The sequence below is a fragment of the Leptospira noguchii serovar Panama str. CZ214 genome, from assembly GCF_000306255.2.
In the GTDB taxonomy this organism is placed as follows: Bacteria; Spirochaetota; Leptospiria; order Leptospirales; family Leptospiraceae; genus Leptospira; species Leptospira noguchii.
The window spans coordinates 43378-65122 of the sequence record NZ_AKWY02000016.1 but is presented as its reverse complement, the minus strand read 5'-3'; the positions used below and the strand labels follow the sequence as shown (position 1 = coordinate 65122).

Here is a 21745-nt window from a genome sequence, read left to right as displayed (position 1 = left end):
GTATTTGAACTATTAGTGAAATGGGAGTCTTGATTTTGAATTCATTGAGTAAAGTTTTATATGAATCGAAAGAAACTGTATAAACTACATTCTATATTAGGAATTTCTACTGGATTATTTTTAGTTGTAGTTGGTCTTAGCGGTTCTTTATTAGTTTTTGGAAATGAAATCGATCAACTGTTGAATCCAAGCCGGTGGTATGTATCTGCTGGTAAGGAACGTTTGTCTATAGATACACTTCGAACAAAGTTACGTCAGGAGCTTCCTCCCCATGCGTTAGCTGGCTGGTTATTATCAGAAAAACAAAATCAGCCAGATCAAGTTTGGCTGCATTTTTTAGATTCTAAAGATAAAAAAGAATCGGTAATTTTATTAAACCCTTATACTGGAAAAATTTTAGGAGTACTTTCGGAAAATCGATCCGACTCTTTTTACGGTTGGATGTTAAAACTACATTATAGTTTGTTTATGGGTAGTTTCGGATATTTTTTGACTGGATTGTTCGGAGTTATATTTATTTTTCAAGGAATCAGTGGAATGATTCTTTATCGAAACATTTGGCAAAATTTATTCCGACTGAGAACAAATCAATCGTTTAGAACTTATTTTTCAGATCTTCATAAATTGGTTGGAATATTTTCTTTGGTGTTTAATATCTCTTTAGGATTTACGGGTGCTTGGTGGAATGCTCAGGCAATAGTAGGTCTTTTGTTTTCGCAAGAAGAAAGAAAGGTCGGAAAGTTCTTTAAGGAATCGGTTTCCGTAGATTCGCTGTTAAAAGAAATTAAAACACAAGTCCCTGAATTTCAGACTGGGTTTGTTTCTTTTCCTCATCATCATAAAAATGATCCGATTCAATTTTACGGAACCGAAAAACCAACGAATCCGTTTCGAAGTAGGTTCGGTTCTTATGTTCGTTTTGATCCGGAATCCGGAAATTTATTAGAAATCTTTAATCTTTCTAATGAAAATTTGTTTTATAAAATTATAGATTCGTTTCGACCAATTCATTATGGTACTTTTGGGGGAATGGTCACTAAAATTCTCTGGGTAATTTTAGGCTTGAGTCCTGGGGTTTTATATATTTCCGGAATTGGAATTTTGGTTTCAAAACGGAACTCACAAGAAAAAAGAAAAAACGAAAGACTGGTTTCTCTAAAATGTAAGTACTAACACAAAGTCAAAGGTCTATTCTAAAATATAGGAACTAACACAAAATAATTTAGGTTCTTATCTTTTGGATTTTAAAAGCATTCGATTCATTTTTAGCTGAACGTTATAAACCGTTTTATATAAAACCGGAACCGCGACCAGAGTTAAGAAGGACGAAAAAGCAAGCCCCCAACCGAAAGCAAGAGCCATTGGAACTAGAAAAGGATCTTTCCCTCCGATTCCATAAGCAGTTGGAAGTAAACCGAGCACAGTAGTCACGGTCGTCAAAACTACGGGTCTGAGTCGTAACAGCCCTGTTTCCACTAAAATAGAATCTATATCTTCTCCAGGTTTTTCCAACTTGAGTTGATTTGCAAAATCTACCAGAACAATCGAATCGTTTACAACAACTCCCGCAAGCCCAACGATTCCTAAAAAGGCCAGAAAGCCAAAGTATTCACCGTGAAGAACAAACGCTAAAATGACTCCGATTAAGGAAAACGGAATTGAACTAACTACGATTACTGGTTGAATCAAAGAACGAAAGAGGGAGGCGAGAATCATAAAGATGATGATAAAGGCAACTAAAAAGGCTCTTCCTAAACTAGCGAGAGATTCTTCGGTATCTTTATTTTCTCCACCAAAACGCATCCGATAACCTGGATATTTATCTATGATTCCTTTGGAAAGTTTTGCGATTTCCGCGTTAGCTCTTCTTGTATCTGTTTTACTTTCATCTAAGTTAGCCGTAACCGTAAGTAGACGTTTTCCATCTAGGTGGTTGATATTTGCAAAACCAGGTTCTCTTACGTAGTTAATTAATCTGGAAACTGGAATGAGTTTTCCTAATTGATTACTTACAAAAATATTATTCAAAGATCCTATCGATTTTCTGACGTCTTCCGGAAAACGAACCTTAACTTCTACTTCTTCATCGGCTCGTTTTATTTTTGTGGCTACGGTTCCTTGAAATGCCGTATTGATCGCTTGAGCTACTTTAAAAACGGAAACTCCCGCAGTGGATGCAAGTGATTCATTTACTTTAATTCTAATTTCGTCTTTTCCTTCGTTAAAATCGTCTCCTATATCCGTAACCCCTGGAACCTTTGCCATAACGGATTTATATTCTTCCCCGATTCGAATTAGAGTATCATAGTCGTCTCCTCTAATTTCAATTGCTACAGGTTTACCAACCGGAGGACCACCCGAAATTTTTTCAAAGTCCAAAGCAAGAAGTTGTCCTTTAAATCTGGAAAATTCTCTAGGGAACTTTTCGAGATTGAATGGTTTATATTCTTCCTTTTTCTTTTCTGCTTCCTTTTTACGGGTTTCTTCTAAAATTTTTACGGATTTTTCATTTAAAAGCCAAATCGTCTTTTCTCTTACTTCCGATATGATTTTATCAGTTCCTCTTTTTCTATTTTCTTCCGGTGTAAGATATACCATAACCTGAGCGTAGTGTTTTCCTCGTTTGGTAAATGGATCGTTTGGATCTTTTTGGATGATTCCCACTCTAGTTACATAATTTTCTATTTCCTCTTTGGAAATTTTAGCAAGTTCGTTCTCTATCACATGAGTAAATTTTTCCATCTCTTGAAGAGACATCCCTGTTTGACTCGTAAGTTTGATCTGAAATATATCCACAGATCCAGGAAAAAGTTTAAACTTTCCAAATACTGCGAAAAGAGCAAAACTTCCCACTAGCATAGTAAACAAATAGATAAAAATCTGAAGTCTATGTTTAAGAGCAAATTTTAAGAGTGGAAGGTAATAATTGACTTTGAGTTTATAAAACCACCCGCTTTCTTCTTTGATTTCACCCGAATGAAACTTGTGTTTATTGATATCGTATAAATGAGAAGGCAAAATAAAAAATGCTTCTGAAAGAGAAGCGAGTAATGCAATGATGACTACTAACGGAATACTATAGATGAACTTTCCAAAAATTCCTGTCATAAAAAGCATAGGAGCGAATGCCGCCACAGTGGTGGTTACTGTGGCCGTAACCGGATCGATTACTTCACTAGTTCCTTTTAACGCGGCTTCGTAAGCGGGCATTCCTTCTTCCATATAACGATAGACATTTTCGCAGATGATGATTGCATCATCGACTAAGATCCCTACTACGATAATCAGCCCGAACATGGAAATTAAATTGAGTGTAAGGCCTAAGTAATCCATGATTACGAATGTGGCTCCGAAAGAAACCGGAATCCCAAGCGCCGTCATCAGAGCGACTCTCCATCCTAAAAACAAGAATAAGGAAGCGGTTACTAAGATTAACCCGCCGATCGCATTAGAAAGTAAAACACCTAGTCTTCTTCGGATATATTTGGAAAGGTCGTTAACGAATGCGTATTCAAATTCATTTTTAGAATTTTTTTCGAACCCTTCTATAATTTTTTTGGCTTCGTCTACTACAAGAATTGCGTCCGCTTTTTCCCGTTTGATTACCGTTAAAGCGATCGTTTTTTTTCCGTTTACTTTGTCTAAGTATTCTGCTTCTTTTAGACCTTCGGTAACTCTTGCGACGTTATCGATCCGAATTGAATTTCCGACTTCGTTGGAACGTACATGAACTGTTTCTATTTCTTTGGGAGAATCGAATTCTCCTATGGTTCTTAAAATGACTTCTTTTTGATTTCCCGCTATATTTCCTCCGGGAAAATTTATATTACGATTTTTTAATGCAAGGATGATGTCTTGACTTGTGAGATATTTGGAAAACATTGCAACTGGATCTATATCCACTTGCATCTCAGTATCTCTCCAGCCTCGTTTAGAAATTCTTGCTACACCCGAAATGTCTTCTAATGCTTGTTCTACGATTTTTGCCTGAGCTTTCAGACGTTTTTCTGCTTCAATACTAGAATCGTTTGATTTTAGACTGATATTGATTTCGATGACCGGTTGTCTTGAAGTGGTGATTTCTGTGACGATAGGATCTTCGACTTCTTCCGGTAGATCTTCCACTCGATCGATTGCGGACTTGATATTATCCACAACTTTCTGAGTATTTTTAGAATCCGGATCCAAAGTGATCACGATACCAGAGCGGTTTTCAATTGAAGCAGATCTAAATTCTTTGATTCCATCCACTTCTTGAATCGCTTCTTCTAAAGGTTTTGTGACTAATTTTTCCATCTCCGAAGGAGACGCTCCCGGAAAAACAGTAACTACACTGACAATATCAAAGTTGATATTGGGAAATGCTTCTCGATTCATTTTCACTGCGGTAAAACCGCCGATCAGAATGACCAAAAAAGTGAGAAGGTTTACAAATATACTTTTAGAAAGAAAAAATTCAACCAGCGATTTCATACTTTATGTTTTTTTAATTTTAGTCGAGGATGTTGTGAGAAGAGTCTAAGGTTTCGTTAAAACCGAATCGTTTTGTATCTTTAAGTCTATCTACGTATAAAATTCCTTCTAGATGATCGCATTCGTGTTGATAGACGATTGCTTTATAACCGTCTATCGTTTCGTCAAATTGATTTCCTTTTTCGTCCATCCATTGCATTCTAATCCTATTTGGCCTTTCTACGTAGCCGCGCATTCCTGGCACAGAAAGACAACCTTCCCAAAAACCGGAGGTATCTTTTGTAAGAGGTCTAATTATTGGATTTAAAATGATTCTCTCTGGAACGTCTGGGGTTCCAGGGTAGCGTTCGTTATCTTCGGAACCTACAACTACGATTTGTTTCAAAACTCCGATTTGAGGGGCCGCAAGTCCTACACCTTCCGCGTGACGCATCGTGTCGAACATATCTCGGATTAACTTTTTGAATTCTTTGGTTTGAATTTCGTCTTCCGTAACCGGTTCTGAAATTTTACGGAGAATTGGATCTCCCATTCTTAAAATTTTTCTGACTGACATTTTTTAAAAACCAGGTTCCATCTTAAATTTTGACTTTTTTTGGACAGAAGAAATTGAAACTTCTTTAAGAATTTTCAAAATCAAATTTTCTAAAAGGTCTTGTATCGATTTTGAATTTGAAGATTCAATTCTAAAGACTGGAAATCTTTGAAGAGTTTGGATTTGTTTTGTGATTTTTTCCGAAGTTTTGGTAAAAACGATCGTTGGCAAAAGTTTAGAATTTGTTAAACCGAATTGAAGTTGAGTCTCCAGAGTTTGGTAAAAAGTATAAATTCCTTCCGAAAATACATTCCAGGGGAATCGTTCTAAAACCCATTCTACGTTTTTAGGAAACCAGTTCCCTTCGAGAGGAGGATTGAGAATACAAGCCGTTTCTACCATTTGAGGATATTTTTTCAGAAGTTCAAATACGATTCCTCCCCATAAACCTTCTCCTATTAATTTTACTTTTCGTTTGGAATTTAAAATTTCACGAGATAATTGATTCGTCCATTCCTCCATTTTTGGAAAATCGAAACGTATCGATTTTGTGGAAAGTTCTATTTCTCGTACGGAAAAGTGAGAATAAAAATTTTTCGCATACAATTGCCTGTTTTTAGATTCAAGATCCGGTATGAGTATTAGAACATTCTTGTTGTCGATATTTCGTCGACGAATTTGGATTACCTCGGACATAAAATAGCTTTATAGAACATTTTTGGTTTAGTATGAATGAGCATAAAAAAACAAAGTTCAATCTTGGGACTTAAGAATCAGTTGTAAAATAGTTTGACACTGAGTCAAAAGGCTAAAAACTCAAGTGGCGGCAGGTCGAACTTGGAGACGAGGGGAATCGAACCCCCGACCTTTTGAATGCCATTCAAACGCTCTCCCAACTGAGCTACGTCCCCGCTTGAGAAGCAGGTTTTTACCGATTTCTTCGAAGTCAATACAAATACAAGGAGCGTCTTAGGATGAGTGAGTCGATCGAAGATTTACAAAAAAAACTAAAAATCCAAAACGACATCATCAAAGGTTATGAAAAAGTTTTAAGACTTAACGAACAGGAATTAGAGAATGCTGATGAAATCATTCGTATGTATGAAGGAATCATTCAATATTCCGGAACAGAACTTAAGGACGTTAAGGAAGCTTTTGACGCTACAAACGTAGTTACCAATCTTTCCCGCGAAGAATTGATGAGTGCTCTGTCTCGTATTAAAGAGTTGGAAAATATAAATAAGAAACTTAGGGAAGAATCTTTAAAGTTTCAAACCGGCTGATATTAAACTTTTTCGCTTTGATCTCAAATAAAAAACAGGATTCCCTTCTCAGACAAGGCTCTGACGGAAGTCTTTATTTAGAAGACAATCCGGGGCTCGCGGTAGTTTTCGAATCCCTTCTTACCGAAATTATTCATATAACATCTGCGAAATTTGGAATATTCAGTTTTCGTTTAGAAGATGGGACCCTTAAATCCATTTATGAAAATCTTCCTTCTGGCAAGATGGAAGAAGTGAGGTTGGTATCCGAGTTTTGTTTTAAAACGGGTCAAGACTTCAATCTTAAAAAAGGAGAAAGTCCGAATAAACTAATTCCACAATTGGAACAAAATTCCGTCTGTTGTGTGTTACACGTAGGAGAACTCGGGATTTCTTCTTTGGAGGATCAAAAAAAAATATTTGGAACGATCTTACTCGGAAGATCCGATCAGGAAGGAGGAGAATTTAGGGAGTCTGATTTTATACATCTAAAGGCGACGGTTCGAATTATATCCGATCTTTTAGAAAAGTCTTTTATCTCTGGAGAATCTTCTTTAGTTGTTCTTTCTTTAATGACTATATCCAGGGTTGCGCTCGAATCTGTGCAAATTCGAAAGCAGACGGATCGTTTCGATTTTTTGTTAACCGAAATCATTCGAGTTTCAGGACTGATCAATAAGTCTCTAGATCTTTCTCAACTTTTAGAAGCGATTATGCTTTCTTCTAAATCCGTATTTAGAACCGAAGCTTGTAGTGTCCTTCTCTTGGATGATACAAAAAAATATCTCTATTTTCATACCGTTTTAGGAGAGAAAAGAGACGAGGTCACAAAGGTTAAAGTTCCGGTTGGAAAAGGGATCGCCGGGATGGTAGTTCAAGATAAAAAACCAATGATCATCAACGACGCGATGAATGATCCTCGTGTTTATAGAGAAGTGGATAAGGCTTCTCATTTTGTAACTAGAAATATTATGGCAGCTCCTCTTTTAGTGGAAGGCCAAGTGATCGGAGTTATCGAAACGATCAATACGATTGATCGAAATTCTTTTACGGAAGAAGATCTGGAACTTTTTTTAAGTTTTTCCGGAACCTCTGCACTTGCGATTCAAAAGACCGGGCTTCTTCAGAATTTAGAAGATGCGAACAAGGATCTACGAAAAAAAGTATCAGAGTTGGAAAGTTTATTCGAACTTTCGCAAGTAGTTTCTTCTGCTAAGAGTCAAGCGGATTTAATGAAACATTCAATTCCAGTGATTCATAATGAGATGGATGCAGGTAAAACAGGAATCTTTCTGATTAACCGTAAGATGGGTCTTCTAACTTCTATTTCTTATACGTCTCAAAAAACCGTGGAAATTTTTAGAACCAAGGATTATCATGGAAGTTTTATTTTTCGTTCTATCGAAGATGAAAAAACTACGATCAAAGAAGATATTCAAAATTTTGAATTTACTCATGAATTAGATTTGGAATTTTTAAAAGGTTCTTATATCATTCTTCCTTTGACAAATCCTGGAAGAAACGTTTTTGGAGTAATTATCGTTTCGGATCGTGTGGATAAACTTTCTTACAATTATTCTCATCTTAGGCTTTTGCAAACCTTTGCGTCCTTGATTGCGAGAGGACACGAAACTTTAAAACTTCAAAATGAGATGATTTCTAGAAAAGCAATGCAACGTTCTTTGGAAAGAGAAATTGAGATCACGAGGGAAATTCAAAAAAACATATTACCAGAATCTAAAATGTTTTATTCTAACTTTGATCTGGGAGTTAAGTCCGTTCCAGCTAAAGAGGTTTCGGGAGATTTTTACGATTATTATCAATATATAGACGGCCAGTATTCTTTTCTCATATCGGACGTTTCTGGAAAAAGTCTTCCCGCAGCGATTTTTATGGCGATGAGTTCATCCATCATACGAACTCTTGCCAGAGATCACGATTTAGATCCGGAAGAAATTTTGAAACAGGGAAACGCCCTCATCTACGAAGATTCGCATAACGGAATGTTTGTGACTACGTTTTTCATTCATTACAATCCTGCAATCTTCACTTTAGATTATGCGTCCGCGGGGCATAACGATCAGGTTTTGATTCGAAAGGATGGTTCTTGGGAACTGATCAAAGGTTCTGGTCCTCCTTTAGGAGTGGTTCCTTCCACGAGTTATAAGGGAGGAAGTTTGACAGTAGAACCGGGAGATATGCTCATTCTTTATACCGATGGTGCAATCGAAGAAAAAAATTCTAAGGATGAAGAATTTGGTTTAGAAAGAATGATCCGAGAAGTGATCGTTAGAAGACATCTTCCTTCGGAACAAATCGTTGAAGAACTTTTCAGACTTGTGCGGGAATTTTCAGAAGCGCCTGAATTATTTGACGATTTTACTGTGATGATTTTGAAGTTCAATGATAACTATCAGTTCTCTCGAACTTTCGAAGCTAAAATTTCTGCAATTCCTTTGTTTAGAGAGTTTGTCTATCAAACAATTAAGGTTCGGAATTTAGAAGATTCTCAAAGAGATGATATTCTGTTAGCCTGCGACGAGGCGGGTACGAATATTGTTATGCATGGTTATGAAGATACGGATTTGAAAAATCCGAAATTCGAATGTAAAATACGCTTTACAGGGGATTGGATTACAATTGTATTAATTGATTCTGGGAAAGTCTTTCATAGAGAAGACGTTCAAGACCCATCCATCGAAGACAATCTAAGCGGTAAAAGAAAGGGTGGTTTTGGAGTGTATCTGATCGAAAAACTCATGGATTCGGTCGATTATTCCAGCGAAGGCGGAAAGAATTTTTTAGTTCTCAAAAAGAATTTTCAAAACAAGGCTTCCAATGGAAATAACGTCTGAAATTAAAAATCATTCCAAAATCATTCACTTGATTGGAAACTTAGACGTACACAATACCCATAAGATAGAATCTGCTTTTATAGAACAGATCAAGACAGGAAGTTCTCGTGTTATTGTTTTAGATCTTTCTTCTGTTGAATTCATTTCGTTCGCAGGACTCAGAATCATTGTAGCCGCTCTTAGAATTTGTAGAGAAAAAGACGTGGAGTTCCGATTGGCTGGAATCAAACCTGCTGTAAGAAAGGTCTTCGAAATCATAGATATGAATTCTATGTTTAGTATTTTTGAAACTTTAGAATCCGCTATAAAATAGTTTCTCTTCTCGCATCCGACTCGAATTTAACTTTCCCGAGAATCCTTTCTTTAAAAACTGGATTTATTTTATTCCATTGAAAGGTTCTCGCATGTCCGAAGCAAAGTATTCCCTGGAAAATCCATTTCAATCCACTTCCGAACCTGAAATTCTTAAGACTCAAGGTCTTTACGAAGAAGCAAATGAGTTGGGAAAAGAATTACTCAACAAACCCCTCTTAGGCGGAGGGGTCGATAGAATTTTAGTTCAACATTCTAAAGATAGAATGACCGTTTGGGAAAGAATTAAAGTGCTTACGGATCAAGAACCTAATATTCTCTATCAAAACTGGGGAAAGAGTTTAGACGGAGCTTCTTTAGTCACAGGAATTCTAAACATCAATGGTAGAGACGTGGCTATTTATGGTCACGATTTTACTCTTCGTGCGGGTTCAATGGATGCCACCAACGGAAGTAAACTCGCCAGACTGATTTATATGGCTGGAGAACATGGTATTCCTCTGATCGGTATGAACGATTCTGCTGGAGCCTTTGTTCCTGCCGGAGTGGGGGGACTGGACGGTTATAGCGAGGCGTTTACTGCACTTCGTAAGATCAGCGGAGTAGTTCCTAGTTTGATGCTCATGTTCGGATTTAACGCGGGCGGAGGGGCTTATCTTCCTCGTCAGGGATCTTTTATGATTCAGTGCGATAATACCTTTTTTGGTTTAACCGGACCTGGGGTCGTTAAATCGGTATTAGGTGAAGATATTTCCGCAGACGACTTAGGAGGCCCTAAGGTTCACGGGCAGAGCGGCGTTGTAGATATTGTCACAGGAGACGAGTTAGGTTCTTTAAGAACTGCACTTCGTTTACTTTCTTATCTTCCGGATAACAATCATTCATTGGCTCCTTTTCATGCTACTTCCGATCCTACCGATAGGTTTATCTACGAAGAAGAAATTTTATTTAAGAAAACGTTTAATTCTCCTACTGGGATGAATACTCCTTTTGATATCACTTTGTATCTGCAAAATATCTGTGATCATGGTCAGTATTTTGAAATCCAAGGACAACGTTCTAGAAATTTGGTGACCGCCTTTGGAAGAATCGGAGGACACGTTGTTGCATTTGTCGCAAATAATTCTGCGGTTTCTTCTGGACAGATAGACATTGGTGCAGCCAGAAAAGGAACTAGATTTATTCGATTTTGCAATCTTTATAATATTCCGATCGTTTTTTTAGAAGATACAACAGGATTTTTACCTGGAAAAGAACAGGAACAAAATGGAATTGTACTCGAAGGAAGGAAACTTCTGGATTCTATTATAGACATTCGAACTCCTCGTTTAACACTGATTATTCGAAATGCTTTCGGAGGCGCTTACGCTTGTTTTAATTCTTACCATACGGGAGCGGATATGGTGTTTGCGCTTCCGACCGCTAGAATTGCAGTAATGGGCCCCGCCGGAAAAGACTACGTTTATAAGGACGAGGTTTCTTCCATTCAGAAAGAATATCAAGAAAACGTAAAGAAAGGAATGTCCGAAAAAGAAGCTGTCGTAATTCGAGATAAAAAACTTCAGACACTTTCTACTCAATATGAAAGAGAACTGATGAATCCGAAAGAAGCGCTTTCTCTTGGTTCCGTTTCTAGAATTGTTCTTCCTGGAACGACCAGAAATATTCTTTTCCAGAATCTGGATTATTTAATCCGACATTATAAACCGGCTCCGTTGTCCGGACCTCAAAGGGAGTTTGAGTAATTTAACATGATCGACTTTCAAAATAATCGCATTCAATTTCATCAATCTAGTTCTCCTTGGATCCGTTCTTTTTCTTTGGAATCGATCAAATGTCTAATCGTTTGTAGAGGGCCGGTTCGAAAAGAAGCAATGGAAATTTTCGATTCGATCGGAATCAGAGAATACGGAATTTTACTTTCCGAAAAGGATTCGGTTGTGTATCCGATGGCTTTGGCTCCGGAACTAAGAGGATTTCGTTTTCCTAATAATATACATCGTGTTCCAGATTATATGGGAGCGGGTAAGGAAGAAAAAATGGAAAGGATCGAACAGATCATTTCTATTGCAAAGGATAATAAATACACTCATATCTTTGCCGGTTACGGATTTATGGCGGAAGATTCTGAATTCATTTCCGCGATTGAAAAAAGCGGGGTCGTTTTTATGGGGCCCGCTTCGTATGTAGCTGATCAAGCCGGTTCCAAAGACGCAGCAAAAAAGATCGCAAGAAAGTTAGAAGTTTCCGTAACCCCTGGTGTAGATAATATTTCTTCTCTTGCATTGTTGGCAAAGGCTCCTGACGCTAAGTCCCTAGAAAAAATAGCAAAAGAAAAAGGGATCGATTTCACGTTTGATTCTTCTTTGTCTTTAGAATTGAATGCGGAGAACTTGCTAGAATTAGGATATTCTAAAATTATAGAGCTTGTATCTATAGCAGATCTTCAAACTGAAGCCGAAAAAGAATGTAAAAAGATCTGGGAAAAATATTCTAAAAATAGAATACGTTTTAAATACATCGGCGGTGGCGGCGGAAAGGGACAGAGAGTAGTTTCTAAACCGGAAGAAGTAAAAGGTGCGGTTCAGGAGATTCTTTCCGAATCTAAGGTAACGGCTCCAGGAACGAATAAGAATTTTCTAATAGAGTTAAATATAGAAAATACAAGACACAACGAAATTCAACTCATCGGAAACGGAGAATGGTGTCTTGCGCTCGGGGGAAGGGATTGTTCTGTTCAGATGCACGAACAAAAACTTCTGGAACTTTCTCTGACTCAGGAGCTTCTCGAAAAAGAAATTGCTGTTTGTGCAGCCACACATCCTAAAAAGGCGGAGGTTCTCAAAGGAGATCTAAAAGTTCTTCGCGAAATGGAAGAACAATCCGAGCGTTTCGGAGCCGCCGTAAAACTAAATAGCGTTTCCACGTTTGAGTCTATCGTGGAGGGAACCAATCATTTCTTTATGGAAGTGAATACTCGGATTCAGGTGGAACATAGAGTTACCGAGATGGTGTATTCTTTGAAGTTTAAGAATCCAGAAAATCAGAATGAGTTTTTTATTATAGATAGTTTGATCGAAGCGATGGCTCTTCTTTCTCTTCATGGAAAAAGACTTCAAAAACCAGAGAGGATTTTTCGTTATCCATCGGGTGCGGAAGTACGTATCAACGCTACTAACAAGGCGATTCAACCACACGCGGGTGGGGTGATCATGAATTGGTCAAAACCTCTTGCGGACGAAATCAGAGATGATCAAGGGATCAGCATCCGAAATCCGGATATGGGTTTATTCGTACATTATAAAGTAGCAGGGGCCTACGATTCCAATATTGCTCTACTTATTTCTCACGGAGAAAATCGTAAGGACAATTTAATTCGTCTCGGAAATATATTAAGAAAAACTGAATTAAGAGGTTATGATCTTCAAACAAACCTTTTGGTTCATTACGGTTTGATTCACTGGATTCTGGGAAAGGACGCTATGTTCAAACCTTCCACTTCGTTTATGATTTCCTATCTTGCCGGAGTAGGAGCTTTGGAAAAAATCATCAAGGATGTGGATCTAGAAATCGCTTGGAAAAAAATGATTTCAGAGGCGCCTTCTACGGATCTTAAAAAAGTTTTAAGTAGAAAATTGACTTTGATCACAAGGCCAATCGGAGAATTGATTAAAGATTCCCATCTTACCGCCGGATTTATCGGATTTCATTTAAATCGTTCCTGGAAAATTTCCGGTTCTAAAATCGAATGGCTTAGAAACCCGATCTTTATATTTGCGGATCTTTATCATTATCTAAATATGGAAGTTGATCCTAATCTTCCACCTTCGGAGCAAATATGGGATCACGACGATGAAGTTCTTCAAAAAGCTCTTTCCTTTTATCAAGAACTTGCAAAAAGAACTGGGATTTCTGCGGATTCGATAGAACTCGTCACAAGTTTAAACTCTGGAAAATCTTTGAGCGGAATCGAATCCGGATTGCTCTCTTCGGTTTTGGCTTCGCATAACGGTTATCAGGCGGGACTTGAACTACTAAAACTTCTTCCTTACGCTGGACTCAATTCTGGATTTTATAATTTAGAAGTAGATGAAAAATTAGAAGCAATCATTCCAGAAGAATTTAAGAAAGCAGAAATTAGAGATTCTTTAATTAAGTTTTTAGCTCCTCCACCTAAGGCTAGTTCGGACGAAATTGTGGCTCCAATGGGAGGAATGTTTTATTCGAAAGAGGCTCCGGATCTTCCTCCGATGGTAAAGGTAGGAGATCATTTTAAAGCGGGACAACCTTTGTTTATCGTGGAAGTAATGAAAATGTTTAATAAAATTTCTGCGCCGTTTAGTGGAACCGTAAAAGAGATTTTGTTAAACGATAGTGACGGAAAGATCATTTCTAAAGGTCAGACTATTTTCAAAATTGTTCCGGATGAAGTGATTTATATTGAAACCGAAACCGAAATAGCAGAAAGAAAAAAGAAAGTCACTTTAAGTTTGATTTAAATTTTTGATTTCGATAGGAAAGAACGTGCCTTTTGGGCTCGTTCTTGGAAAATATCGAATTCATATAAGCGATATTAGATATGGTTTCGTAGAGAAAATTAGTGCAAATTTAGCTAATTTTAAGTGAAAGTAAGTTAAATGAAATAAGCCTATTGTTGAGCTTGATGTTATCGAAATATTTATTAGAAATTAATTATATTCTAATATAGTTGTGGTATTGAAGCTGATAACTTCTTGTCAGACAAACTATGAAAATTTCAAAATGTAATGAAAAAGGTTTGAAATTTTAAAAATACTGAACTTCTTTTGCAATTTTAGATAAAGGTAAAATAGAATCAACCGCACCTTTTAAAATTGCTTCTTTAGGCATTCCAAAAACCACACAACTTGTTTCGTCTTGAGCGATTGTATATGCTCCAGACTGTTTCATTTTTAAAAGCCCGCTAGCTCCATCGTTTCCCATTCCGGTCATGATAATTCCTTTTGCATTTTTACCTGCTATCTTTGCAACAGAATGAAAAAGAGTATCTACGGAAGGTCTATGTCTGTTTACCAGAGGACCGTCTAACACTCGAATATGAAATTGAGCTCCACTTAGGTAAATTTCCATGTGTTTATTTCCCGGAGCGATATATGCAGAACCCAGCTGAACACGGTCACCGTCTTTTGCTTCTTTTACTTGAATTTTACAAATTTGATTGAGTCGATTGGCAAATGCTTCTGTAAATTTTTCAGGCATGTGTTGTACAATTACAATTCCGGGACAATGGACGTTTAATTGTGTAAGAATAAATTCTAAAGCCTGGGTTCCTCCCGTGGAAGTGCCGATTGCGATGAGTTTGTCGGTCGTGTCAATTTTAGAGAAATCTGTTTTGGACTGTTTATGATTTTCGAAAAAATTAGAATCACCATTTTGAAAAGAATGAATTTTGATTCGAGCGTTTGATGCGGCTCTTACAGAATCTATAAAAAGAATTTCTGATTCTTCCAAAAAATTTTTTAAACCCACTTTGGGTTTTTCTATAACATCTACTGCACCTAGTTTCATAGCGAGAACCGCTGTTTCAGATTCTTTTTCAGCTAACGAAGAACAGATGATGACAGGAGTTGGTTTTTCTGACATGATCTGTTTTAAAAAAGAAATGCCATCCATACGAGGCATTTCTATATCGAGTATAAATACGTCTGGCCAAACCGAGGAAAGTTTTTCGGAAGCAAAAATGGGATCAGAAGCAAAACCTATAATTTCGATTTCGGGATCTTTGTTCAGGATTTGAGTAAGAACCTGACGAACCACAGCAGAGTCATCTACGATAAAAACTTGAATCATGTATGTTCTGGCCTTTCTACATAAATTTCACCGTCCCAAAGTGAAAAAAAAATTCTTCGATGGGAAAAACCTCCTAAATCTTCAGAAGTAATTGGGAGTTGGTTTTTGTTTAAATGTTCTTTGACGGAAAGTATGTTTTTCATTCCTATATCTCGAACTGATTTGAGTTCTAGAAGTTGTTCTTCTTCCGTAGAAAACATAGACGCTCCCCCAAATAATTTAATTTGATATTGCTTTTTCGATCCTACTATCTTTTCAAAGAATAGTTGAAATGCGTCTTCTACATATTTCGCGTTTAGGCTATCATCAGAATGAATCGAAGAAGGCCTAAATGGTAGCATAACGTGTGCCATTCCCCCTGAGAGAAGAGATGGATGCCAAAAACAGATCGAAATACAGGAGCCTAGCAGAGTTCTAATTCTGATATTTCCTTCCCCCCAATAAAAACCGCCAGGTTGTAAAAATAAATCTTTAACCGAATCTGGTTCTAATATCATGTAGTTTCCAAAACGATTTCAGCTGGCTGATTTTCTTCTAATGAGGTTAGTTCTTCCAGATTTAGAATTTTTTCAGTATTCAGAATGATGATAAAACTGTTTTCTTGTCTCGCCATTCCTAAAATAAAATCTACTTTAATTTTAGAACCAAAAGTGGGAGGAGATTCTATGTCGCCGTTCGGAATGGAAACTACTTCGTCCACAGATTCGACAAGAATACCCAAGTCGGTTTTTTCCTTTCGGTCCCCTTCTTTTTGAGAATGTAATTCTACTATGATCACGCAGGTTTTACGGTCCGGTTTGATTTTATTTTTAAAAAATTTATGTTTCAAATCTATGACCGGAACTACATTTCCTCGAAGGTTGATCACTCCCGGAATGAACTCCGGCATTAGAGGAACGTTTGTCAAACCAGAATATTCGATAATTTCTTTAATATTTAATATTCCAATTCCATAATATTCTTCTCCAAGATAAAACGTAAGAAACTGATTGTCTTCTAGAACACTCATCTTTAAACCCTATTAATACCTTTCAAATTTTTCGGTAATGGGAGATATTCCCTTGGGAAGATCTTTTCTAGTTGTTGGAGTTGCTTTGATGATACCCGTCCCCGAAAAATCTCGATGAAGTAATCCGCCGTTGGTTAATCGTTTATCACTGTCTGAGATTTTAAAAAATAGAACTGACTCTTTAAGTTGTTCTGCTTGCGCGTTCATCTCTTCCGAAATTGCAGCTAATTCTTCGGATGCGGATGCGTTTTGTTGAGAAACCTGATCTAGTTGTCCCATAGCCTTGTTAATTTCGGAAACACCTGAAGACTGTTCGTCACTTGCAGCCGTGATTTCTTGAACCAGATCCGCTGTTTTACGGATAGAAGGAACAATCTGAGAAATTAAATCTCCGGCTCTTTCCGCTATGGCCACGCTGTTTCCCGCTAAACTGCTAATTTCATTTGCGGATTTTTGGCTTCTTTCTGCGAGTTTACGAACTTCAGAAGCTACTACAGCAAAACCTTTTCCGTGATCTCCGGCTCTTGCCGCTTCTATTGCGGCGTTTAACGCGAGTAAGTTGGTTTGGTACGCTATGTCTTCGATGATGCTGATTTTTTCCGCGATCTGTTTCATCGCCTTAACGGTTTCGATCACAGATGCACCACCTTCTTCTGCGTCTTGAGAAGATTTAGAAGAGATCTGTTCTGTTTGGCGAGAATTCTGAGCGTTCTGATCGATGGACGCAGTCATTTCTTCTAAAGAAGAAGTGGTTTCTTCTACGCTTGCTGCTTGTTCTGAAGCGCCTTGACTTAAGGAATTGGCAGTGGAAGAAACTTCGCTTGCAGAAGTGACTAAACTAGAAGAACGAATGATAATATCCCCGATGATTTCGCTTAATTTGTCCATCGTAATATTAGAATATTCTTTTAACTTTCCGAAAGTGCCATGATATTCGTTCGTAATTTTCTGAGTCAGGTCTCCAGAAGAAATTCTTTCTAAGGCTTCCACCACTTCATTCAAACCTCGATTACTTACTTCCAACAATTGATTTAGAGACCGACTCAAATTTAGAAAAAAGCCGGTTTTAGAATCCAGAGAAATCCGAGTTGTAAAGTTTCCCTTTGCGGCTGCGCTTACAATTCCTTCCACTTCTTCTTGAACCGCGAGCTCGTTTGTAACGTCCGACCATTCAACGACTGACCCGAGTCGTTTGCCGTTTGTATCTAAAATCGGATTGGCGATAAGGTCAAAGGTTCTTCCGCCAATTTTAATCGTAGCTTTATGAACTCCGGTGAAACTGCTCAATACTCCTCTTTGATGCGCCGGGTTTTTATGGAATTGGTCAATGTTTGATCCTACCAAACTCTTGAGATCAAAATGGGCGAATTGTTTTTTAATATCCTCTTTACCTGTTTCGAACATACGAACGACCGCCTGATTCATATAACGAATATTGAATTCGTTATCAGCTATCATGATGTTCGTCGAAGTATTGTCCAAAGCCACTTTTACTCGAATCAGTTCCTCATTTTCTATTTTTCTTTGTTCTGTGATTTTATTTTGTTCGGTAACGTCGCTCCATTCTACAACGGAGCCCAAACGATCTCCAGAATCGTCTATGATAGGATTTGCAATTAAATTAAAAGTTCTACCTCCTATATTAATGGAAGAACGAAACGTATCCGTTAGTTTGTCTAGAAGTCCGCGTTGATAGGCCGGGTTTTTGTGAAACGTGTCAATATTGATTCCGATCAAATTAGATGGATCAAAGTTATTAAACTGTTTTTTAATATCATTTTCTGCGGAATGAAACATAGCTCGGATAGCCTTGTTCATGTAGACTATATTTAAATTTCGATCCGCCATCATGATATTCGTGGTCACGTTGTCTAAAGCTACTTTAACGCGTGTTAGCTCTTCATTTTCTATCTTTCTTTGTTTTTGGATTTTATTCTGTTCTGTAACGTCGTTCCATTCTACTACGGTTCCGAGTTTGTTTCCATTGACGTCTACGATTGGATTTGCAATCAGATCAAATTCTCTACCTCCGATAGTAATTGAGGAGCGGAATGTATCCGAAAGTTTATCTAAAAGACCTCTTTGATGAGCCGGATTTTTATGGAACGAATCAATGTTGGTTCCCATCAAATTAGATAAATTGAAATTGGAGAGTTGTTTTTTTATATCCGTTTCAGCCTTGTGAAACATAGCTCGGATAGCTTTGTTCATGTAGACTATATTTAAATTTTTATCCGCCATTATAATATTCGTAGTCACGTTATCCACAGCGGTTCTCATTCTTAAAAATTCCATTTCTAAGTTGAGAATGGTTTTTTGTCTGGAGTTATTGGACCACCATAAAAAAGAAATGAGAAGAATCGATATTCCAGAATATTCTAAAATTGTAATTAAAAATTGATTAGCAGACGGAGTGGTAATTGATGATGCGGCTTCTGTGGAATTTAAAAGTTCTTTTACGACTTCCGATCTTGTATGTCTAAATGAGGAAAGGTCTGTAAAAAAATCGGACTTTAAAAATAAAGATGTATCTTTTTTGAGATCCTTAGAACGGGAGATTTTTTCTTTTAATTCTTCGCTTGAAGAAAAAAGAATACCTATCTTTTTATCTAATTTTACGATCATTGGGTTTTTTTTACGATCGGACTCTGAAAAAAAAGAACGTAAATTTTTTAGATTTTTTTCAATCTCTTCTAAACTCGAAACTAAGGTTTCTTTTTCTTTGCCGAGGGATAAATAGAGTGAAAATTCAGAAATGGATTCTTCCGTTTTTAAAAAAGATTCACTGGAAAGTTGAACGGATTGTAATTGTTCTCCGAAGTTTGTTTCCGTTGAAGGATTGAAACTTCGAAGGTTTTGAAAGGATAAAAACACAAATCCATTTATGGTGATAACTAACCCGATCCAAATACCTAAGTTTTTTCTAAACATCTGATTACTCCATATTCAAAATCTCTAAAATAATTCCTAAAATTTTAACCCGTTTTAGTCGTCAAATCCTTGTTTTTGTTTTGTTCTTGGTCCCGGATAGAATTATATAAACCGGGCACGTCTAGTATAAAAGCGATTTCTCCACTTCCTAAAATTGAAGTGCCGCTGAAACATTTGATATTTTTGAAAATTTCCGCCATAGGGCGAATTACGGATTGAACTTCTCCGTGAAGGTCGTTGACTATAATTCCGAAAGATTTGTCTTCATATTCTAAAATTAGAATATTCTCTTTTCCGAAAGAACTATATTCCAAACAAAGAAATTCGGAAAGATGAAGCACCGGAAGTAGTTCTCCACGAAGGTTCATGGTGCCAGAAGACGAACCGTTTAAGATAACCTTAGATTCTACGGTTTCACGAACCATCTGCATCGGTACAATAAAATAAAGATTGGAAGCCTTTACTAAAAACCCGTCAATGATTGCGAGAGTCAGAGGTAAACGAATTTGAAACGAACTTCCTTGATCTTTTAGAGTTTGAATTTGAACGGTTCCGCGGAGAGATTCGATGTTTCTCAAAACGACGTCCATTCCAACACCTCTTCCAGAAAGGTTAGTGACTTCTTCCGCTGTGGAAAAACCGGGCTGAAAGATCAGAGAATAAATCTCGGATTCCGATAAGTTTTGATCTCGTGTGATCAATCCCTTTGAGATCGCTTTTTCTAAAATTTTATCGCAGTCTAGACCTTTTCCGTCGTCATTGATTTCGATCAGGATGCTACCAGTACCATGACTTGCTTGTATCTTTAATTGTCCGGTAGCTGGTTTTCCTTTTCTAATTCTTTCTTCCGACGTTTCTATACCGTGATCTAAAGCATTTCTTAGAATATGAACGATAGGGTCCGAGATCTTTTCGATCACAGAACGATCCAATTCTGTTTCGCCTCCAATGATTTCTAATTCTACTTGTTTATTCAGTTCTTTAGAAAGATCTCTTACCACACGTTTATACTTCTCAAACAAGTCCGAGATAGGAATCATTCTAAGGCTGAGAGCAAACTCGCGAATTTCTGTCACGAGTCTGTAAAGAGATTCTGAACTTTCGATCAATTGTAAGTTTTCCGAATCTGATATTTTTCGACTGAGATTTGCTTCTTGGGTAATCAATTCACCAACAAGAGAGATTAACGTGTCTATTTTGGAAGAATCTACTCTTAGTGTTTTTGTTTGTATCCTGATAAAATCAGATTCTTTTTGATTTTCAATAGAAGTAAAAGTTTGTTCCGTTTGGGTAGTAAGTGGAATATTTAAGTTTTCAGAAGTATATGATAATTTTTGAATTTCTTCCGCTGTGAGTACTTGTTGAATTTCGAGAGCTTTTAAATACGCTTTTTTTCCGAGAGGAAAATCGTTGCAGTTTTCTATAAAAAAATTCAAACTACATCCTGGAGAAAGAATTTTAAGATAACTTCCTTCTTTTAAAAATTGGAATGTAGAATGAATCTCTTCGCCGTTGGAAGGGGATTCATACGAAATTTCAAAACCCAGATGAGAATGTTCCGGATTGAATTCAGGCCAATTCGGAATCGATTCCGGATAAACAAAAATATGTTTCACTTTTCCGGATTGAGATAGATATTTGATAAACGTAGAAGGATCCAGTCCGGATTCAAAAAGATGAATATTAGGAATTAATGTAATTTGCCAAAAAGTGGAACTAGAATTAAAATGTTCTGTAGAAACGGATTGGTTTTGTAAAACTTCGTCCTTTTGAGAATTTGAAGAATTTTCTAAAATCAGTTTTTTAGCAAGAGAAAGTAGATTTATCTGATTTTTAGAAGTCTGGACGTCCAAGATCAAAGTATCTCCTACTTCTCTTACGAGACGTCGGATGTGATCGCAGGCTAAAAATAAAAATTCGATTCCTTCCTTTGTAAGGATTTGTTTACCGGAGCGAATCCTATCTAAAAGAGTTTCTACGTCGTGGGTAAACTTTTCGATCGGTTCGTAACCGAACATTCCCGAAGTTCCTTTGATTGTATGGATTGTACGAAATACGGAATGAATCTCTTCATTGTTTTTAGAATCTTTTTCCAAGATTAAAAGATTAGATTCCATCGAAGAAAGTAGTTCTTCTGACTCAGATATAAACGTGTCTCTAATTTCTGAAAGATCCATAATTTAATATTTAACCTTTTTGAACTGGAAATTCTACAATCGTATCTTTAAAAAAATCGGAGAGACCGTAGAGATCGATCAAACTGAGGACGTTATTATTGAAATTGACAAATCGAACTTGTGGATATTTTGCCAAAGCTACTTTTTTAAAAGAGAGAAGGATTTGCAGACAGGAAGTATCGATCTTTTGGATTTTGAAAAGATCGATTTCTAAAGTTACGGCTGAATTTTTAAGGATAAGATCTATTTTTTCTTTAAATTCGGCCGCTTGGTAGATTGTAAGTTCGCCTTCTATTCTAACTTTTAGTACCTGAATATCGGACTCTTGAAAATCTGTATATAAAGAAAATAGCATATAATAA

15 protein-coding genes and 1 tRNA gene are annotated in these 21745 nt (G+C 37.0%); 6 read left to right on the top strand and 10 right to left on the bottom strand.

Annotation, left to right across the window (positions count from 1 at the left end; genetic code table 11):
* Window positions 1–60 precede the first annotated feature (60 nt).
* Window positions 61–1173, top strand: coding sequence for a PepSY-associated TM helix domain-containing protein (locus tag LEP1GSC059_RS06595; protein ID WP_017214167.1), 1113 nt, complete (start codon window positions 61–63; stop codon window positions 1171–1173).
* A 57-nt stretch (window positions 1174–1230) separates the two neighbouring features.
* On the opposite strand, the gene LEP1GSC059_RS06590 is transcribed toward LEP1GSC059_RS06595, so the two are convergent.
* From LEP1GSC059_RS06590 to LEP1GSC059_RS06575, 4 genes are all read right to left on the bottom strand, one after another.
* The gene (locus LEP1GSC059_RS06590) at window positions 1231–4473 is read right to left on the bottom strand and encodes an efflux RND transporter permease subunit (RefSeq protein WP_036057222.1); all 3243 of its coding nucleotides are present in this window, start codon (window positions 4471–4473) and stop codon (window positions 1231–1233) included.
* Between the two features lie 19 nt (window positions 4474–4492).
* Window positions 4493–5029 carry a peptide deformylase gene (gene def, locus LEP1GSC059_RS06585; RefSeq protein ID WP_020980497.1) on the bottom strand — a complete coding sequence of 179 codons (537 nt, stop codon included), beginning with the start codon at window positions 5027–5029 and terminating at the stop codon, window positions 4493–4495.
* 3 nt (window positions 5030–5032) lie between these two features.
* Complete coding sequence (locus LEP1GSC059_RS06580) at window positions 5033–5704, bottom strand: hypothetical protein (protein ID WP_002177078.1); 672 nt, start codon at window positions 5702–5704, stop codon at window positions 5033–5035.
* A 142-nt stretch (window positions 5705–5846) separates the two neighbouring features.
* Window positions 5847–5919, bottom strand: a tRNA-Ala gene (locus tag LEP1GSC059_RS06575).
* Window positions 5920–5982: 63 nt separating this feature from the next.
* Here LEP1GSC059_RS06575 and LEP1GSC059_RS06570 point away from each other — a divergent pair.
* The 5 genes from LEP1GSC059_RS06570 (at window position 5983) to LEP1GSC059_RS06550 (ending at window position 13936) form a co-directional block, all read left to right on the top strand.
* Complete coding sequence (locus tag LEP1GSC059_RS06570; RefSeq protein ID WP_002177046.1) at window positions 5983–6291, top strand: hypothetical protein; 309 nt, start codon at window positions 5983–5985, stop codon at window positions 6289–6291.
* 17 nt (window positions 6292–6308) lie between these two features.
* Window positions 6309–9125: a SpoIIE family protein phosphatase gene (locus LEP1GSC059_RS06565; protein WP_020980478.1), complete on the top strand. Its 2817-nt coding sequence runs from the start codon at window positions 6309–6311 to the stop codon at window positions 9123–9125.
* Window positions 9109–9438 carry an STAS domain-containing protein gene (locus LEP1GSC059_RS06560; RefSeq protein ID WP_017214164.1) on the top strand — a complete coding sequence of 110 codons (330 nt, stop codon included), beginning with the start codon at window positions 9109–9111 and terminating at the stop codon, window positions 9436–9438. Before LEP1GSC059_RS06565 ends, LEP1GSC059_RS06560 begins: the two co-directional genes overlap by 17 nt.
* Window positions 9439–9529: 91 nt before the next feature.
* Window positions 9530–11182, top strand: coding sequence for an acyl-CoA carboxylase subunit beta (locus tag LEP1GSC059_RS06555; protein WP_002177081.1), 1653 nt, complete (start codon window positions 9530–9532; stop codon window positions 11180–11182).
* 6 nt (window positions 11183–11188) lie between these two features.
* Complete coding sequence (locus LEP1GSC059_RS06550; protein ID WP_017214163.1) at window positions 11189–13936, top strand: ATP-binding protein; 2748 nt, start codon at window positions 11189–11191, stop codon at window positions 13934–13936.
* Between the two features lie 286 nt (window positions 13937–14222).
* On the opposite strand, the gene LEP1GSC059_RS06545 is transcribed toward LEP1GSC059_RS06550, so the two are convergent.
* Genes LEP1GSC059_RS06545 through LEP1GSC059_RS06520 form a run of 6 tightly spaced genes read right to left on the bottom strand, consistent with a single transcriptional unit; the run spans window position 14223 to window position 21738 of the window.
* Window positions 14223–15266 (bottom strand): protein-glutamate methylesterase/protein-glutamine glutaminase, encoded by a 1044-nt coding sequence (locus tag LEP1GSC059_RS06545; protein ID WP_020980484.1) that lies wholly within the window; start codon window positions 15264–15266, stop codon window positions 14223–14225.
* Window positions 15263–15763 (bottom strand): chemotaxis protein CheD, encoded by a 501-nt coding sequence (locus LEP1GSC059_RS06540; protein ID WP_002177022.1) that lies wholly within the window; start codon window positions 15761–15763, stop codon window positions 15263–15265. The genes LEP1GSC059_RS06545 and LEP1GSC059_RS06540 overlap by 4 nt, the downstream gene beginning before the upstream one ends.
* Complete coding sequence (locus LEP1GSC059_RS06535; RefSeq protein WP_017214162.1) at window positions 15760–16275, bottom strand: chemotaxis protein CheW; 516 nt, start codon at window positions 16273–16275, stop codon at window positions 15760–15762. Before LEP1GSC059_RS06535 ends, LEP1GSC059_RS06540 begins: the two co-directional genes overlap by 4 nt.
* Window positions 16276–16287: 12 nt before the next feature.
* Window positions 16288–19206 (bottom strand): methyl-accepting chemotaxis protein, encoded by a 2919-nt coding sequence (locus LEP1GSC059_RS06530; protein ID WP_017214161.1) that lies wholly within the window; start codon window positions 19204–19206, stop codon window positions 16288–16290.
* Window positions 19207–19250: 44 nt separating this feature from the next.
* Window positions 19251–21383 carry a chemotaxis protein CheA gene (locus LEP1GSC059_RS06525; RefSeq protein WP_017214160.1) on the bottom strand — a complete coding sequence of 711 codons (2133 nt, stop codon included), beginning with the start codon at window positions 21381–21383 and terminating at the stop codon, window positions 19251–19253.
* A gap of 10 nt (window positions 21384–21393) precedes the next feature.
* Window positions 21394–21738 (bottom strand): STAS domain-containing protein, encoded by a 345-nt coding sequence (locus LEP1GSC059_RS06520; RefSeq protein WP_020980492.1) that lies wholly within the window; start codon window positions 21736–21738, stop codon window positions 21394–21396.
* Between the last annotated feature and the right edge of the window lie 7 nt (window positions 21739–21745).

Coding starts and splice junctions, on each gene's coding strand:
- LEP1GSC059_RS06595 (WP_017214167.1), top strand. CDS start 61: ATGAATCGAAAGAAACTGTATAAACTACATTCTATATTAGGAATTTCT.
- LEP1GSC059_RS06590 (WP_036057222.1), bottom strand. CDS start 4,473: ATGAAATCGCTGGTTGAATTTTTTCTTTCTAAAAGTATATTTGTAAAC.
- def (WP_020980497.1), bottom strand. CDS start 5,029: ATGTCAGTCAGAAAAATTTTAAGAATGGGAGATCCAATTCTCCGTAAA.
- LEP1GSC059_RS06580 (WP_002177078.1), bottom strand. CDS start 5,704: ATGTCCGAGGTAATCCAAATTCGTCGACGAAATATCGACAACAAGAAT.
- LEP1GSC059_RS06570 (WP_002177046.1), top strand. CDS start 5,983: ATGAGTGAGTCGATCGAAGATTTACAAAAAAAACTAAAAATCCAAAAC.
- LEP1GSC059_RS06560 (WP_017214164.1), top strand. CDS start 9,109: ATGGAAATAACGTCTGAAATTAAAAATCATTCCAAAATCATTCACTTG.
- LEP1GSC059_RS06555 (WP_002177081.1), top strand. CDS start 9,530: ATGTCCGAAGCAAAGTATTCCCTGGAAAATCCATTTCAATCCACTTCC.
- LEP1GSC059_RS06550 (WP_017214163.1), top strand. CDS start 11,189: ATGATCGACTTTCAAAATAATCGCATTCAATTTCATCAATCTAGTTCT.
- LEP1GSC059_RS06545 (WP_020980484.1), bottom strand. CDS start 15,266: ATGATTCAAGTTTTTATCGTAGATGACTCTGCTGTGGTTCGTCAGGTT.
- LEP1GSC059_RS06540 (WP_002177022.1), bottom strand. CDS start 15,763: ATGATATTAGAACCAGATTCGGTTAAAGATTTATTTTTACAACCTGGC.
- LEP1GSC059_RS06535 (WP_017214162.1), bottom strand. CDS start 16,275: ATGAGTGTTCTAGAAGACAATCAGTTTCTTACGTTTTATCTTGGAGAA.
- LEP1GSC059_RS06530 (WP_017214161.1), bottom strand. CDS start 19,206: ATGTTTAGAAAAAACTTAGGTATTTGGATCGGGTTAGTTATCACCATA.
- LEP1GSC059_RS06525 (WP_017214160.1), bottom strand. CDS start 21,383: ATGGATCTTTCAGAAATTAGAGACACGTTTATATCTGAGTCAGAAGAA.
- LEP1GSC059_RS06520 (WP_020980492.1), bottom strand. CDS start 21,738: ATGCTATTTTCTTTATATACAGATTTTCAAGAGTCCGATATTCAGGTA.